This is a genomic window from Oleiphilus sp. HI0125 (assembly GCF_001635355.1).
On the sequence record NZ_LWGF01000867.1, the window covers coordinates 1 to 14,228 of the forward strand.

Here is a 14,228-nt window from a genome sequence, read left to right on the forward strand (position 1 = left end):
CCATTAAAAAATTATTTACGATCACGATAGAAAACAATCATTTGTATTTTGGAGTGATTTTTTCTCGAGCTTGTGCGCTCAAAGAACTGTCGATTTATTTTACATTATTGGTTTTTATCCATAATAAAAATAATCATAAATTACTGATAAATATCAATAAAAAGATTCTGGTTTATTTTTTGCTTTTTATGCTTTCAATGATATGAAAGACACTTAAGCAGTTACTACATAGGAAGGATAGTATAAATGAACTTTCAAAAACTAATTGCAGCCTTAATGTTAGGGTTAGCAAGTACCTCGGCTTTCGCTGCCACAATTACGTTTGTGTCTGCTATAGATGATAAGTGCCGATACATGACTGGTTGTTTGTTAAATGATCAGACGACAAATACCTATATTGATCCAATTGGTACTGAGCTTGAGGGTGCCAGTTGGGTTCAGCCTACTGGGGTATGGAAAGAGGCTGGCGTCGAATATCGGGTTTGGGAATTGGATTTAAATAGACCTAACCAAGATATGCGCATAGATTCTCTTTTCGTGTCTTTTGATGACGATCTCCAAATCCGATCCAAAGGTAAGATTCTTGCTGATATTAACCGCTATGATGTGGCTGGTGGAAATCCTTGGGCGCAGGTTATTAACGTTTATGATTACGTGAATTCATCCATGATTCTTGAAAAGGGTGGGCGTTTAAATTTTTGGGTCACAAACTCAGGCAATGGTCCAACTGGTATAATTTATAAAGGCACGGCATCTACAGTATCTGAGCCTGCAGCAGTAGCGATTCTTGGTCTTGGTCTATTTTGTTTGGGGGTCGCTCGTCGACGGGCTGTGTGACACCGAATAATCCGAATATCTTCTCTGAAGGCCAGTACATGTACTGGCCTTTATTTTTGTTCCAAAAGCTATAGGCTCCACTTTCATTTACATAATTAACACGTGCTTTAAGTCTGGGATCCGTATAACAGGTATTGAACTTATTAATTCGATCCAAAATGAGATATATGAGTGAGTATTTTATGGTGCTTGCATCCCGTTTGATGGGGGCTCGCTAACCCAGTCTTTTCTTGATTGTGTCAGCCATGAAGCGAGTCAACCCCCCCCATTTTTCAGGCATATGTGTGTGGCGATGTTTTGGAGTATACTCCTCGTCTTGGTGTCTTTAAACGCTTCTTGTTGGAGAAAGATGGGGCTACCAATCATTCTTAGATTTAACATATTGAGGCACGGTAACTATTATCGTATTGATCCGTTTGTACGCGTAGGCTTAAGGAGTTTCCGAGGTGAGTACCGAAGCACGTCTCGAAGCTTTGGTGGATAAGAAGTTTATATTATCTGAATTGGCGGGCATCTTTCTTGATGCGCATGAGTTTATTGCGAGTTTACGTTCAAGCAATCAGAGTCAACAAATCCAATTAGGGGAAGAGGTGAATAACCATCTTGCGCCTGATTCCTTGGGGCCTTTAGTACGCAATCAATTAAAAGATGCTTTTGCCGTTGTTGCGGAAAGTCAGCGAGCCCTGAAAATGCGTTTTGGTCATGGTGTTCTCTAGGTTATATCGTCGTTTACGTTACGCTAAAAAAAGTGCAGCAATTGAGGCGCTTAATGCTTTGTATACGCAAAATCGATTGCTCGGAAATCCCCTGTTGGTGATACAAGGTTTGTAGTCATTGACTGCGAGATGACAACGCTTAACCCTGTAACGGATAAAATTTTGAGCAGCGCATGGGTGATTGTGCAGGAAGGTTTTATTGAATACCGAAGCGCACAGCATCACTTATGTTATGCAAGCGAGTCAGTGGGTGATAGCGTAGTAGTGCATGGTCTGAGTAATTAGTGTGTTGCTGGCGCAGGCAATGTGACGCAAGCTCTAGGTTTACTCATGAATGAGTTAGCTGGAGCAGTGGCGGTTTTTCACCATGCGCGTTTAGACCTAGCTTTTCTTCAGAAAGTCGCGCGGGAGAATTACGGTTGTCCTCTTATCTTCGACTACGTCGATACGATGGTCATTGAGCGGACGTTGATGGAAAAACAAGGCTCTGCGGGAGCTATCCAGCTAGAGGTATGTCGTGACCGTTACGGCTTGCCAAAAGCGTACGCGCACAATGCTTTAAGTGATGCGATCGCGACGGCAGAATTTCTTTGCGCATAAATTAACGCTTTGCATGGTATGAAGTCTTCTCTTGCGAGCTTGAAACCAAGGTTGGCCTAAAAATCATCCCCAAAAAATGAATCCGATTTGTCGATCGGTTTTGCTGTTTTGAGTTCTTTCAATTGCTTTTCACGCATGGCGCTTTTGGTCGTTGCGTCTTCTAATTGCTCGGTGTAGAGCTCCAACCAAGATCGCGAGCCAGGCACCATATGAGCTAGATCGTATACAGCCGAGCGCACTGTTTCCATGAAGCGTTGCTTCGCTTGCTCTTGCTCGATGAGTACTTGCTGAATGGTACTGTTCGCGTTGTTATCGATACGATTTTCAAAACTTTTGATATGCGCATTTAGTTCCGCCAAACGCAAATCATATTGCTCAAGCAGTTCTTTCTGGCCAGCAATAGTATTCGCAATATCGTCTGATGCGTCGGAGTTATTGGAGGAAACGCCGCCAAACGAATAAATCACAAATGCTGTGACGGTCGCAGAAATGGTGACAGTAAGAATGAGAGCAAAAAACAACAAGAAAACACGGTTTTTGTCAACCTTGCTTTCTAATAGCTCGATACGTTGTTCGGGGGTTAACGGTACTTCAGATTCGTTTGCTTTTTCTTCGCTCATGAACGACCTAACTACACTGAGTTCACTGTATTTGTTTGGCTAAGTGTAGTCAGAATCTAAGAAAGGGCTAATTTTAGGAGATGCCCGTTAGCTTTTCGTATTTTGCCATGAGCTGTTCTTGCGTCTCATCGTGAGCAGGATCAAGAGGGATGCAATCAACAGGGCACACTTGCTGACACTGTGGCTCGTCATAGTGACCAACACATTCTGTGCATTTAGATGGCTCGATCTCGTAGATCTCTTCCCCAGGGGAAATGGCTTCGTTGGGGCACTCCGGCTCACAAACGTCACAGTTGATGCAGTCGTCTGTAATGATTAATGCCATGATCCTGTTCCTGTTCCTGTTACTGCTGCTTAAAGTGTTCGTCTAGGGCTTTGCTGACCGTTGGATGAACGAATTCATCAATGTTTCCGCCCAGTACTGCAATCTCACGAATCAATGTCGAAGAAATGTACGATAAGTGATTGTCTGGTGTTAAGAAAATACTCTCTGCTTGAGGCACGAGCCGGCGATTCATATCAGCCAGTTGGAATTCATATTCGAAGTCAGATACGGCGCGTAATCCACGTAAGATCACGTTGCCCTGATGTTCTTTTACAAATTCAGCCAGCAAGTTTTCAAAACCAATGACCTTTACGCCATCGATATGACTTAGTACTTCCTGCGCAAGCTCGACACGCTGATCGAGTGGAAATAGCGGACGTTTTTTGGGGCTTGCTGCAACCGCAATAATAATGTCGTCGAATACGCGTGCCGCACGCTCAACCAAATTAGTATGGCCGTTTGTAATCGGGTCAAAGGTGCCTGGGTAAATAACCGTCGTCATATTAATGTCTCAATTAAATTCGAAGCAGGTTTGTATAAGTCTTTAACGCACAATGCAAAGCGCGAATATTAAACAAATCTTTTATTCGAAACAATGCAGAGATTATAGAAGGGGTATAAAACAAAGGCACCCGAGAGGTGCCTTTGTCAGTAGAGCGCTTAGCGCATAAATAGAGAGAAAATTGCCTTATGAATGGCTGTGCCATATGGCGGGTAGGCGAATTTCGTACTGTTCAAAATGCCTTTCGTAAAAATAGGCTTTTTGTGGGAGAAGGTCGCAAAACCATCTTCGCCATGATAAGCACCCATTCCTGATTCACCAACGCCACCGAAGTGAAGATCTTCTTGCGCAAAGTGAGACAAAGTGTCGTTCAAGCACACGCCACCAGATCGAACATGATCTAAGACAAAACGTTGCTCATCTTTGTCATGGCCAAAGTAGTACAAGGCTAATGGTGATGGACGATCGTTGACAATATCAATCGCTTCTTCAATAGATTTTGTAGTAAGTACTGGCAATACAGGGCCAAAGATCTCGTCTTGCATGCAGAGCATGTCTGGCGTTGGATTTAGTACTAAGTAAATCGGCATTTTACGCGTACCACTAGCCATATCTTCGCCAGCATTATTACAAGCAATGACAGTCGCACCTTTTGCTTCAGCATCTTTGATGTAGTTTTGAAGGCGCTGATATTGGCGCTCATTGATCACTGCTGAGAAATCTTCGTTGTGCTTGAGCGTTGGGTACATGTCAGCGAATTCGCGCTGGAATGAATCAACAAAATGCTCAAGACGATTTTCAGGGCAAAGAATGTAGTCTGGCGCAATACAAGTCTGGCCAGCATTGAAGGCTTTACCAAACACAATCGGCTTGATGGCTTCATCCATTTTTACTGAGTCAGAAATAATCGTTGGTGACTTGCCGCCAAGCTCAAGGGTGACAGGGGTAAGGTTGGCAGACGCAGCACGCATAACATGGCGACCAACGCTCGTAGAGCCAGTAAACAACAAGTGGTTCCAAGGAATATCAGAGAATGAAACGGCTACATCCGCATCACCATTAATAACTGCGACTAGGTTTTGAGGAAAAATCTTCGATAGAAGTTCTTCAACAAATGCCGAGGTGACTGGGGTGAATTCAGACATCTTGATCATTGTACGGTTGCCCGCAGCAAGAGCTGAAACTAGTGGGCCAAGCGATAAGGATAAGGTGTAGTTCCATGGCGCGATGATTCCAACGACACCAAGTGGTTGGTATTCAACACGTGCGCTAGCAGGCATAAATAAAGTCGAAACCTTCTTCTTGTCGGATTGCATCCAACGCTTTAAGTTCTTAAGCGTGTAATCAATGCTATGCAGTACAGGCATGATCTCAGCGAGGCGTGTTTCGTTCTCGGAGCGGCTCGAAAAGTCTTGAGAGATCTTCTCAATGAACGTTGCTTCGTTGTCTAAAAGGGCTTGGCGCAGCTTCTTAAGATTCGCAACTCTTTCTTCATAGCTTGGCATCGGGTTACGACGGAAAGCTTGGGTTTGTTCTTTAAAAATGCCTTGCATTTTTTTGATCTGTGTCTGGCTTTCAGAAATTTGTACAACGTCAGCTACCATTGGGGCTTCCTCCGAGAGTATGCTTGCGCTTGATCACGCTTTTTATCATGTGTGGACTGCAAAATAAAAAATTAGAGTATATACTCTAATGAGTCAATGCGTTTGCCGAAATTATCATAAAATAATGATTCGAAGCGTAGGCGAACAAGAACTTAGAGATCGGAATTAGTAAGGCAGTTTTGTGGCATCTAAAACAAAAGAACGCATTATCTTAGAGAGCTTGGACTTGTTTAACGCGCAAGGCGAGCGAAACGTCTCAACGAACCATATCGCTGCGCATCTTAATATGTCGCCTGGTAATTTGTATTACCACTTCCGAAATAAGAGCGACATTATTTATCAGATCTTCAAAAACTATGAGTTGATGGTGGATACCTATCTCCGTGTTCCTGAAGGGCGAAAGATAAAAGTAGAAGATTTACTTTCATACTTAGATGCGGTGTTTAATGGGCTGTGGGCCTATCGTTTTTTACATCGTGACTTGGAGCATCTTCTCGATAATGACGACAAATTGCGTGAGGATTATCGGGCATTTACCTTGCGTTGTGTGCGAGGCGTGATGAGCATTATCGAGGCTTTAGAGTTGAGTGAGATTTTCTCAAGGCAGACGGAACAGCAGCGTCAGTCTAAAGCCTTGAACGTATGGCTGATTGTGACGAATTGGATGACCTTTCTTAAGACGATGCATGGTACGCAAGAAGATCGCGAAAGTAACCCTAAAGCTATTCAGCATGGTGTGTATCAAGTCTTAGACTTTATCGTTCCGCATTTAAGAGAGCCTGAGCAAGCTGAGCTTGCCAAGCTTCAAGAGGGTTATTGCTTCGATGAGGTTCTGCCAGGCGTTTAGCTTTCTGTACTTTCTTCTTCATCTTCCAAAAAGTGCGAGAAATTTCGGTTTAATGCGTTTCTCGCTTCTTTGACGCCTGTTCCTTTCAAACTCGAAAACAACAAAATATCATTGATAAAACCGTGATCTTCCAGTGCTTTGCGTACCTGTAAGAGAACAGTTTTAGCTGGCCCATATTTCAATTTGTCTGCTTTCGTCAAAAGAATGGTTGTACTGAGTTCGCTCTTTTTGCTCCAGTCGAGCAGCATCGTGTCGAACTCTGTAAGGGGCTTTCGGATATCCATAATCAGCACTAAGCCTACTAGGCTGTCTCTGTTTTGAAGGTAATCTTCAAGGTGGCGTCCCCATGCTTCCTTCATGTCTAGGGACACTTTTGCATAGCCGTAACCCGGTAAGTCGACCAAGCGCACGCCTTCTATATCTAGGGAGAAGAAATTGATCAGTTGCGTGCGACCAGGTGTTTTACTTGTGCGCGCCAGTTTCTTGTTTTGAGTGATGCTATTAATAGCAGAGGACTTTCCGGCATTTGACCTGCCAGCAAAGGCAATTTCGATTCCGTTATCACTCGGACAGTTTGAAAGTTTTGAGCCGCTTTGCATAAATGCGGCAGAATCATAGGCGAGTCGAAATAAGGTGGCAGGTTTTGCTTGGTCACTCATGCATTGATACTCATTGGTACTGACTTAAAGTCTTTTATCACTGGGGGCTTAGTGTATAATACCCCCACTTTTTTTGCCTGATCTTTCTTGTGAGATCTTAATCAGTCGATATAATTACTGAAGGTCAGGTTGGCGAAATAATAGAAGAATAAAGCCGCAGTGAATGGCGAATTTATTAGAGTGAGCGCGCAAATTATGAATAAGTTGTTTAAGGGGTTGGTAGTTGCATTAGGTCTAAGCAGCTCTGCATTTGTTTCTGCTGAAGTTGTAGGCGATGTGCAAGCTGGTAAAGACAAGTCTGCGGTATGTGCTGCATGTCATGGTGCAGATGGTAATAGTGCGGCGGGTAACTTCCCTAAGTTAGCAGGTCAAGGCGAGAGATACTTGCTAAAGCAAATGTATGATCAAAAAGAAGGTCGTCGTGTGATTGTTGAAATGACGGGTCTTTTAGATGGTTTTAGTGACCAAGACATGGCAGATGTTGCAGCGTACTTTGCGGCGCAAACAACAACAGTTGGTCAAGCGGATCCAGAATTAGTTGAAGAAGGTCGCGCTCTTTACCGTGCCGGTAACCCAGCTACTAAAATGGCAGCATGTATCGCTTGTCACGGTCCTTCAGGTAAAGGTGTTGAGGCGGCAGGTTTCCCAGCGCTTAGCGGTCAGCATGCTGATTACACGATTGCGCAAATGAAAAAATGGCGTAGCGGTGAGCGAGCTAACGACGGTGATGCGCGTGTGATGCGTTCAATTGCTGCACGTATGAACGATCGTGAAATTGAAGCGGTAGCGAGCTATATTTCAGGTCTTTCTGAGTAATCGCTTCTTCATAGATTTGAAAACCCGAGACATCTACATCTCGGGTTTTTTTATGTCCGCAATATCATTTGAAAGCTAGGGAACTGTGACCTTTGTTTTCTGTCTGACAAGTTTAATCTAATAGTCATCTAAGCTTGCTTGAGTACGTTCAAGGGCAGGCCTATTATCTTTCGGTTATTGCTAAACACTTGTTATGAGGACACTTCATGTTTCAATTTCGTATTCTAAGCGCGCTTATGCTTGCAGCTACCATGCTATTCAGCGTCGCGACTTCCGCTGCCAGCTTGTGGGAGAAAGGTACACACTACAAAGAATTGCCATTCCCAGTTAAGACTGGTGACGCTTCTAAAATAGAAGTTGTAGAGGTGTTTTGGTACGGCTGTCCTCATTGTTATGAATTCAACAACGATCATCTTCCGCAATGGGAAGAAAGCTTCCCAGATGATGTTGATTTCCGTTTGTTGCCAGCAACGTTCCCAGGTTGGGTAACGCACGCGGAAGTATTCTTTGCAGCAGAGGAGCTAGGTAAGATCGAAGAGATGCACCAAGCTTTATTTGATGCGATTCAAGGTGCTCCTAAGAAATATCAAGATCGTGATGATTTTGTAGAAATTTTTGAAAAGCACGGCGTATCAGAAGAGCAGTACATGGCAGTGTTTGAAGCGTCTGGTTTCCGCAAAATCTCTAAAATTGATGAGCAAGTGAAGAAAGCGGGTGATCGTATCAAGGCTTATCGTCTGACAGGCGTGCCAGCACTTATCGTAAATGGTAAATATAAAATTGGTGTTCGTGACGCGGGCGGTTTTGCAAATATGATTAAGGTTGCTAACTTTCTTATAGCGCAAGAACGAGCAGCGCTAACTGCAGCAAAATAAATTAGTTGAAGGAGGGGGTATGTATACACAGTTGCGTAGTCGCGTTAAGCGTCTACTCACCCCCTCTGATAAAGACTTTCGTTTAGGTGTATCGTCTAGTACTGCGCCTGAGTACTTATCTGATATTCCTAATGTTTCTCCTTCTCAATCTATTCGATTACTGACTTACAACATACAAGTCGGCATTTCCACTTCAGCGTATCGTCATTACCTTACGCGCAGTTGGCAGCACTTTTTGCCGCATGCTCAACGTCAAACCAACTTAGTTAAGATAGCCTCTCTTCTCGAGGCATATGATGTGGTTGCCTTGCAAGAGGTGGATGGAGGCAGTTTGCGTACTGGCTTCGTAAACCAAGTTGAGTTTTTAGCTAAAACGGCTGGCTTTCCATTTTGGTATCAGCAGCTGAATCGAAACTTCGGCCCTATTGCTCAGCATAGTAATGGTTTATTGAGCCGTTTTTGCCCTTTGTCGGTAGAAGAGTATCCTTTGCCATCTTTGATTCCTGGTAGAGGAGTGATTGTTGCGAAATATGGCGATGAGAAAGATCCTATAGTGCTTGTTATTCTGCATTTATCGTTATCGTCAGCCGCACAGAAGGCGCAGTTATCGTTTGTTAAAAAGCTGATCGATGGTTATCAGCATATTATTTTGATGGGTGATATGAATACGCACCTGCAAAGTTTGCTCGGGCATGGTTGCTTGAGTGAGCTTGATTTGGTGGCGTTACCCGGAGTGAGTCATACCTTCCCTAGTTGGCAGCCTAGAAAAGATTTAGATCATATATTGGTAAGTCGATCTTTAGAGGTGAGATACGCCGAAGTGTTGCCGTTCTCAGTTTCAGATCATTTGCCGATTGCCTTAGAGTTCGGGTTGCCCGAAACCTATATTGCCAGCAAATAGGCAATAAAAAACCCGACGCTGTTAATCGAATGAATCGATCTAGTGTCGGGCTTTTCAGGAAGCAAGTAGCGAGGCTTACTTGATTTTCGCTTCCTTGTAGATCACGTGCTTACGAACAACAGGATCGTACTTTTTGATTTCCATTTTTTCAGGCATGTTACGCTTGTTCTTGTCAGTCGTGTAGAAGTGACCAGTGCCAGCGCTTGATACTAAACGGATCTTATCTCTCATTGTCTACTCTCCTTAAACTTTTTCGCCACGAGCGCGAAGATCGCTAAGAACTGCATCAATGCCTTTCTTATCAATAATGCGCATACCTTTTGTAGAAACACGTAGTTTTACAAAACGGTTCTCGCTCTCAACCCAAAAACGGTGAGATTGTAGGTTTGGCAAAAAACGACGACGAGTAGTGTTTTTTGCGTGTGAAACGTTGTTACCTGTTACAGGACGCTTACCTGTAACCTGACATACTCTAGACATACTAAAACCTTGCCTCCAATTTCTATGCGCTTAGTGAGCGTATAGAATAAATTCATATCTTTTGGGCTGCGATTTGCAGAACTTCAAAGCAGTCTGCACGCGGTCAAATAGACGATTTTTCGCCCGTTTTGATGGAGCCCTAACCAAAGAGCCCGACTTTATACCAGAAAGATTTCTTAACCGCAAAGAAAAACTCTCTTAAAGCCAGTATTTTATATTTTTTTGATTTCGTGATCACTTTCTGGCTCGTCAGAGCCCATTAATATCGCAATCCATTGAGTTTCTTCACTCGACTCCAGTGCGATTTTTAATAGCATGGTGAGTGGCACTGATAAGAACATTCCTACAGGCCCAAACACCCAACCCCAAAACACTAATGACAAGAACACGACAAGCGTCGACAAGCCTAAGCCCCGGCCCAAAAACTTTGGCTCGACCATGTTCCCCATCACCATATTGGCAGCGATATATAAAGCTGCAGTAAAGGCAGCGCTTATTGGGCCAAGTTGGATTAACGCGAGCAAGACCGTAGGCACTGCCGCAATGATTGACCCGATGTTCGGTACAAAGTTGAGGAAGAAGGCGAGCACTGCCCATAGCAATGGGTAATCAACGCCAATAAGTAGCAAACCGACGTATATCAGAGCGCCTGTTGCGAGACTTACGAGCGCTTTAATTGTCATATAGGTTTTGACCGTAGCAAGAAAGCGATCGATATGTTCGATCTGGCTGTTATTTTCGCCGAAGGCTCGGTGTAGTTTATTCGGCAATGACAAGCTCTCAAAGAGCATAAATACAACGGTTAGAATAATGAGGAAGGAGTTTGATAATACGCCACCTAAGCTACCAAGTGCGCCCATGGCGGTTTGAAATATACTCGAGGGGTCAAAGGTTTCGAGTAGTCGCTGTCTTGGAATTTCAATGCCCCACTGGCCTAAGGCGTTAATACTATTTGCGGTGATGCTTTGAAGTTTCTCCTGATACACCGGAAGGTCATTCGAGAACTCCTTTGCTGAGCTGCCAATGATGCTGATGAGTAAGAGTTGAAATAGACTGATGAAAATAACAACGAGAATGAGTGACAGCCACGCAGGCGTACCTTTCTTTTGTAAATATAAGAAGGGCGGCGCGCAAATAATCGCAAAGAAACCGGATAATAAAAATGTCACCATGATGGATTCAGCGGCGCGCATTCCGGCTACCACAATGACAAAAGCGGCAAGAACAAATAAGGTTCGCGAAGAACTAGAAAATGTAGACATAATGTTTCTTTTGAATTGTGGTATGAATAAGTCGCATTGCACTCAATATTTCACTGCCAACCAGAATACTTAAATGGCGCGTATAAATAAAAATAACATTTGTTTAGAGGCTCGTATCAGTGTCTTTTTACCGAAAACTTACCGTGATTATCTTGTCTCTGAGTTTAGGCGCATGTTCCACCTTCGGCTTTTTGTTTGAACGTTTGCCTTGGCTAAGTTCATGGCAGCTATCTCGAATGTTTGATTTGAATGATCAACAAGAAGAGCAAGTTGAAGTTGTCGCCGAAGAAATGAAAGCATGGTTTTTAAAAGAAGGCTTTCCCGTGTTGGTTGCTGATTTAAATCGTTCCAGTGAGAAATGGCAAAGTGCGCCCTCGGCAGAAGATGTGTCGGAACTATTCGATACGCTCGAACGCAACATTGATCGATTTCTGAGTTCATTGGCGCCCCGAATAGAGCCTTTGTGGTTAATGTTAGATAACTCTAACTTAGACGCCTTTGATGAATACTTAGAAGAAGGTAAAGAGCGTTGGTTTAAAGCTTTAACAAACGAAGAAGACAAAGAAGATCAGCGAATTGAGCGATTAGAGAATTGGTTTGGTGATTTAAATGATGAGCAGGTCGAGATTGTTAGAGAGAACATTTCTCTATTGCCGAATGAGTTTAATATTCGAAATGAAAACACCAATCAATGGGCGGCGAGTTTACGACGAGCCGTCACTTCCGGAGATGCCCAGAGTTTGAGTATCTGGATTGTAGACCCTTCAATTTGGTGGACGGAAGACTATGCCGCTAGCCGTTCTGAAAATCGTAAGCAGGTAGAGCAAATACTTGATCGTCTAGTGCCGACGTTAACAGAGCGTCAAGTGGAGCACGCCAAAGACGAATTAGATGAATGGATTGAGACACTTCAAGACACTTTAGAAGATTAGTAATCCGCTTTTTTTGCTTTGTGTAATCAATATTGCAAATTTTATTTGAAAGGACGCTTGACCAAGTGCTCAGCACTCTATATTATTCGCGCCGTGTTGAGGGAGGGCGCAAACGCAGCCAGACAAAATCTCTCAAACCTTGAGCCTAGAACCAGCTAGGAACAAGCAAAAAGTTTTGATGCGGGGTGGAGCAGCCTGGTAGCTCGTCGGGCTCATAACCCGAAGGTCGTCGGTTCAAATCCGGCCCCCGCTACCAAATATAGTTCTTGCAACGTCCAAGAACATCTCGAAAGCCCGCTTCTAGCGGGCTTTTTCGTTTATACACCATCCATTAAAGTCCATTAACATCTGTGGACATATTTGCCAGTTTGGGGACATATTTGGGGGACATTCAAATACCCCTGGGGGCATATCGTTATGTCACGTGAAACCGACAAGCTCAGTAACACTCAAATAAAAAATGCCAAGGCTCGAGAGAAGGCTTATAAGCTTTTTGATGGAGAAGGGCTGTACGTAGAAGTCACCCCAAAGGGGGCTAAATATTGGCGTCTTAAGTATCGTTTTGGGGGTAAAGAAAAGAGCCTCTCATTTGGTGTCTATTACGATAATCCAAATAACGTAAAGCACGTTTCTCTTAAAGATGCACGAAAGAAGCGGGATGAAGCCAGAGAGCAATTACATGAGGGGTATGATCCAGCAGAACTGCGGCGTAAGGAAAAGTTAGCCAAGGCTGTTGGAGTGGGTAACTCTTTTGCTGCAGTTGCTGACGAATGGTATCAACGAGAGCTCCCTCATTGGTCAAAAGGTCATGCAGTTCGCGTTGAGCGGTTTATAAAGAAGTATCTAAATCCCTCTCTCGGTAAACGTCATATTGCGGAAATAACACCTTTAGAGTTGCTGCAAACCTTAAGGAAGAAAGAATCGGAAGGCGCAGTAGACACGGCTCATAGGGTGAAGCAAACAGCAGGACTAATCTTCCGGTTTGCAGTTGCGACTGGAAGAGCTGAAAGGGACCCATCTCAAGATCTAAAAGGAGCGCTTGCTAAACCTGTTGAGAGTCATTTTTCTGCAATCTTAGATAAAAAGGAATTGGGGGTATTACTTCGCGCAATTGATGCATATTCTGGGGGGATATATGTAAAAACTGCTCTGCAATTGACCCCGCTTTTGTTTTGCCGACCAGGTGAGCTTCGACATATGGAATGGAGTGAACTTGATCTCGATAAAGGTTTGTGGGAAATCCCTGCAGAAAAGATGAAGATGAAACTGCCTCACGTGGTCCCTTTATCCGATCAGGCGCTAGAGCTAATTAAAGAAATAAAACTCATCGAGTCTAAAAGTAAATACGTGTTCCCTAGTCCAAGAGACTGGCGGCGCCCAATGAGTGATAACGGTGTGCGTACAGCACTCCGAGCACTTGGATATAGCAATGATCAGATCACCCCTCATGGCTTTCGCTCTATTGCAAGGACGCTGTTGGATGAAGAGTTAGGTTACCGTGTTGATTGGATTGAGCATCAGCTCGCTCATGCAGTTAAAGATACAAATGGTAGAGCTTATAACAGAACTACGCATCTCAATCAGCGTGTAGAAATGATGCAGGCTTGGGCCGATTATTTGGATTCATTGAAATAAAAAAATCTTCAGGAGGGGACCAATGACTACCGATTTGGATAAATGGCAAAAATTTAGTGACGCTGCAAAAAGAATATTAGGAGAGTTCGCTTTGGCCTACGGAACTGGCGTTATATCAAATAGCACAAATGCTGAAGTCCGCGATGAATTAAAAAGTATTCTGAGGTCGATTGACAAACTCCAGTCAAAACTGACATTCGTAGGCAAAGGTGATGGATATAAAGGGTTGCATTTGATTGAGCATTTGATGCTTGCGAGAGCTAACAGAAAAATGAGTATAGGGCGCGGTCTGGAAGACTCCGCAATGCCTCTGGAAACTGGCGCGATTTATGAGGAATCGGTGTTGGAGTGGAATAAACTTAAGGAGCAACTTAGGGATCATCGCGAATTGTTCGAGCTAGCCATAGCCAATTGCGATCAACCCGTTCAGGGAGCTAAACCTCAAATTCGAGAGCTATCACGTTTCGAGAAAATGGTTTTCGAACAATATGTCGAAATTTTCTCAAGTAAGCCTGCCTTACATGACATAAGTAAATTTATATTAATTCTGGAAGATATTTACCCATCTTTGGGTCTCGAAGGTTCGGGGCTGCTCCATCGCTATAAGCGATTCGTTT

General features: G+C 43.6%; 19 protein-coding genes and 1 tRNA gene. 12 read left to right on the top strand and 8 right to left on the bottom strand.

What is annotated here, in order from left to right; translation table 11 throughout:
• Window positions 1–246 precede the first annotated feature (246 nt).
• The 4 genes from A3762_RS14140 (at window position 247) to A3762_RS14150 (ending at window position 2,153) form a co-directional block, all read left to right on the top strand.
• Window positions 247–837, top strand: a complete 591-nt coding sequence (locus A3762_RS14140) for a PEP-CTERM sorting domain-containing protein (RefSeq protein ID WP_068473530.1) — start codon at window positions 247–249, stop codon at window positions 835–837.
• Between the two features lie 446 nt (window positions 838–1,283).
• Window positions 1,284–1,553 (top strand): putative nucleotidyltransferase substrate binding domain-containing protein, encoded by a 270-nt coding sequence (locus A3762_RS14145; protein ID WP_068473533.1) that lies wholly within the window; start codon window positions 1,284–1,286, stop codon window positions 1,551–1,553.
• 129 nt (window positions 1,554–1,682) lie between these two features.
• The gene (locus A3762_RS26525) at window positions 1,683–1,838 is read left to right on the top strand and encodes a hypothetical protein (protein ID WP_156493466.1); all 156 of its coding nucleotides are present in this window, start codon (window positions 1,683–1,685) and stop codon (window positions 1,836–1,838) included.
• Window positions 1,839–1,883: 45 nt separating this feature from the next.
• On the top strand, window positions 1,884–2,153 hold the full coding sequence (locus A3762_RS14150; RefSeq protein WP_156493467.1) for a hypothetical protein: 270 nt from the start codon (window positions 1,884–1,886) through the stop codon (window positions 2,151–2,153).
• Window positions 2,154–2,209: 56 nt separating this feature from the next.
• Here A3762_RS14150 and A3762_RS14155 read toward each other — a convergent pair whose 3' ends face one another.
• The 4 genes from A3762_RS14155 to A3762_RS14170 form a co-directional block, all read right to left on the bottom strand.
• Window positions 2,210–2,773 carry a hypothetical protein gene (locus tag A3762_RS14155; protein ID WP_068473539.1) on the bottom strand — a complete coding sequence of 188 codons (564 nt, stop codon included), beginning with the start codon at window positions 2,771–2,773 and terminating at the stop codon, window positions 2,210–2,212.
• 73 nt (window positions 2,774–2,846) lie between these two features.
• On the bottom strand, window positions 2,847–3,098 hold the full coding sequence (locus A3762_RS14160) for a YfhL family 4Fe-4S dicluster ferredoxin (protein WP_068754205.1): 252 nt from the start codon (window positions 3,096–3,098) through the stop codon (window positions 2,847–2,849).
• Window positions 3,099–3,117: 19 nt separating this feature from the next.
• Window positions 3,118–3,600, bottom strand: coding sequence for a pantetheine-phosphate adenylyltransferase (coaD, locus tag A3762_RS14165; protein ID WP_068473545.1), 483 nt, complete (start codon window positions 3,598–3,600; stop codon window positions 3,118–3,120).
• A 158-nt stretch (window positions 3,601–3,758) separates the two neighbouring features.
• Window positions 3,759–5,204: a coniferyl aldehyde dehydrogenase gene (locus A3762_RS14170; protein ID WP_068473548.1), complete on the bottom strand. Its 1,446-nt coding sequence runs from the start codon at window positions 5,202–5,204 to the stop codon at window positions 3,759–3,761.
• Between the two features lie 181 nt (window positions 5,205–5,385).
• On the opposite strand from A3762_RS14170, the gene A3762_RS14175 reads away from it, so the two are divergent.
• Window positions 5,386–6,051, top strand: a complete 666-nt coding sequence (locus A3762_RS14175) for a TetR/AcrR family transcriptional regulator (RefSeq protein WP_068473550.1) — start codon at window positions 5,386–5,388, stop codon at window positions 6,049–6,051.
• On the opposite strand, the gene yihA is transcribed toward A3762_RS14175, so the two are convergent.
• Window positions 6,048–6,710, bottom strand: coding sequence for a ribosome biogenesis GTP-binding protein YihA/YsxC (gene yihA, locus A3762_RS14180; protein WP_068473553.1), 663 nt, complete (start codon window positions 6,708–6,710; stop codon window positions 6,048–6,050). The genes A3762_RS14175 and yihA overlap by 4 nt on opposite strands.
• A 195-nt stretch (window positions 6,711–6,905) precedes the next feature.
• Between yihA and A3762_RS14185 the strand changes: the two genes are divergently transcribed.
• The 3 genes from A3762_RS14185 to A3762_RS14195 all read left to right on the top strand — a co-directional run bounded on the left by A3762_RS14185 (window position 6,906) and on the right by A3762_RS14195 (window position 9,302).
• Window positions 6,906–7,526: a cytochrome c gene (locus A3762_RS14185; protein WP_068473594.1), complete on the top strand. Its 621-nt coding sequence runs from the start codon at window positions 6,906–6,908 to the stop codon at window positions 7,524–7,526.
• Between the two features lie 206 nt (window positions 7,527–7,732).
• A complete protein-coding gene (locus A3762_RS14190; protein WP_068473556.1) occupies window positions 7,733–8,401 on the top strand; it encodes a thiol:disulfide interchange protein DsbA/DsbL in 669 nt (222 codons plus the stop codon).
• A 19-nt stretch (window positions 8,402–8,420) separates the two neighbouring features.
• On the top strand, window positions 8,421–9,302 hold the full coding sequence (locus tag A3762_RS14195) for an endonuclease/exonuclease/phosphatase family protein (RefSeq protein ID WP_068473559.1): 882 nt from the start codon (window positions 8,421–8,423) through the stop codon (window positions 9,300–9,302).
• A gap of 75 nt (window positions 9,303–9,377) precedes the next feature.
• Here A3762_RS14195 and rpmG read toward each other — a convergent pair whose 3' ends face one another.
• The 3 genes from rpmG to A3762_RS14210 all read right to left on the bottom strand — a co-directional run bounded on the left by rpmG (window position 9,378) and on the right by A3762_RS14210 (window position 11,044).
• A complete protein-coding gene (rpmG, locus tag A3762_RS14200; protein WP_068473563.1) occupies window positions 9,378–9,533 on the bottom strand; it encodes a 50S ribosomal protein L33 in 156 nt (51 codons plus the stop codon).
• A gap of 12 nt (window positions 9,534–9,545) precedes the next feature.
• Window positions 9,546–9,782 carry a 50S ribosomal protein L28 gene (gene rpmB, locus A3762_RS14205; protein WP_068473566.1) on the bottom strand — a complete coding sequence of 79 codons (237 nt, stop codon included), beginning with the start codon at window positions 9,780–9,782 and terminating at the stop codon, window positions 9,546–9,548.
• Window positions 9,783–9,994: 212 nt separating this feature from the next.
• The gene (locus A3762_RS14210) at window positions 9,995–11,044 is read right to left on the bottom strand and encodes an AI-2E family transporter (RefSeq protein ID WP_068473569.1); all 1,050 of its coding nucleotides are present in this window, start codon (window positions 11,042–11,044) and stop codon (window positions 9,995–9,997) included.
• Between the two features lie 119 nt (window positions 11,045–11,163).
• Between A3762_RS14210 and A3762_RS14215 the strand changes: the two genes are divergently transcribed.
• The 4 genes from A3762_RS14215 to A3762_RS14230 form a co-directional block, all read left to right on the top strand.
• Window positions 11,164–11,976, top strand: a complete 813-nt coding sequence (locus A3762_RS14215; protein WP_068756157.1) for a DUF6279 family lipoprotein — start codon at window positions 11,164–11,166, stop codon at window positions 11,974–11,976.
• Between the two features lie 179 nt (window positions 11,977–12,155).
• Window positions 12,156–12,232: transfer RNA gene (locus tag A3762_RS14220), tRNA-Met, on the top strand.
• Between the two features lie 161 nt (window positions 12,233–12,393).
• Complete coding sequence (locus A3762_RS14225) at window positions 12,394–13,611, top strand: integrase arm-type DNA-binding domain-containing protein (protein ID WP_068756159.1); 1,218 nt, start codon at window positions 12,394–12,396, stop codon at window positions 13,609–13,611.
• Window positions 13,612–13,645: 34 nt separating this feature from the next.
• Window positions 13,646–14,228: hypothetical protein (locus tag A3762_RS14230; RefSeq protein WP_156493468.1), on the top strand; the 583-nt coding region annotated here is incomplete at its 3' end.

Bases quoted from the DNA above. Each gene is read 5' to 3' on its own strand.
- A3762_RS14140 (WP_068473530.1), top strand. From the start codon at position 247: ATGAACTTTCAAAAACTAATTGCAGCCTTAATGTTAGGGTTAGCAAGT.
- A3762_RS26525 (WP_156493466.1), top strand. From the start codon at position 1,683: ATGACAACGCTTAACCCTGTAACGGATAAAATTTTGAGCAGCGCATGG.
- A3762_RS14150 (WP_156493467.1), top strand. From the start codon at position 1,884: ATGAATGAGTTAGCTGGAGCAGTGGCGGTTTTTCACCATGCGCGTTTA.
- A3762_RS14155 (WP_068473539.1), bottom strand. From the start codon at position 2,773: ATGAGCGAAGAAAAAGCAAACGAATCTGAAGTACCGTTAACCCCCGAA.
- A3762_RS14160 (WP_068754205.1), bottom strand. From the start codon at position 3,098: ATGGCATTAATCATTACAGACGACTGCATCAACTGTGACGTTTGTGAG.
- coaD (WP_068473545.1), bottom strand. From the start codon at position 3,600: ATGACGACGGTTATTTACCCAGGCACCTTTGACCCGATTACAAACGGC.
- A3762_RS14170 (WP_068473548.1), bottom strand. From the start codon at position 5,204: ATGGTAGCTGACGTTGTACAAATTTCTGAAAGCCAGACACAGATCAAA.
- yihA (WP_068473553.1), bottom strand. From the start codon at position 6,710: ATGAGTGACCAAGCAAAACCTGCCACCTTATTTCGACTCGCCTATGAT.
- A3762_RS14185 (WP_068473594.1), top strand. From the start codon at position 6,906: ATGAATAAGTTGTTTAAGGGGTTGGTAGTTGCATTAGGTCTAAGCAGC.
- A3762_RS14190 (WP_068473556.1), top strand. From the start codon at position 7,733: ATGTTTCAATTTCGTATTCTAAGCGCGCTTATGCTTGCAGCTACCATG.
- A3762_RS14195 (WP_068473559.1), top strand. From the start codon at position 8,421: ATGTATACACAGTTGCGTAGTCGCGTTAAGCGTCTACTCACCCCCTCT.
- rpmG (WP_068473563.1), bottom strand. From the start codon at position 9,533: ATGAGAGATAAGATCCGTTTAGTATCAAGCGCTGGCACTGGTCACTTC.
- rpmB (WP_068473566.1), bottom strand. From the start codon at position 9,782: ATGTCTAGAGTATGTCAGGTTACAGGTAAGCGTCCTGTAACAGGTAAC.
- A3762_RS14210 (WP_068473569.1), bottom strand. From the start codon at position 11,044: ATGTCTACATTTTCTAGTTCTTCGCGAACCTTATTTGTTCTTGCCGCT.
- A3762_RS14225 (WP_068756159.1), top strand. From the start codon at position 12,394: ATGTCACGTGAAACCGACAAGCTCAGTAACACTCAAATAAAAAATGCC.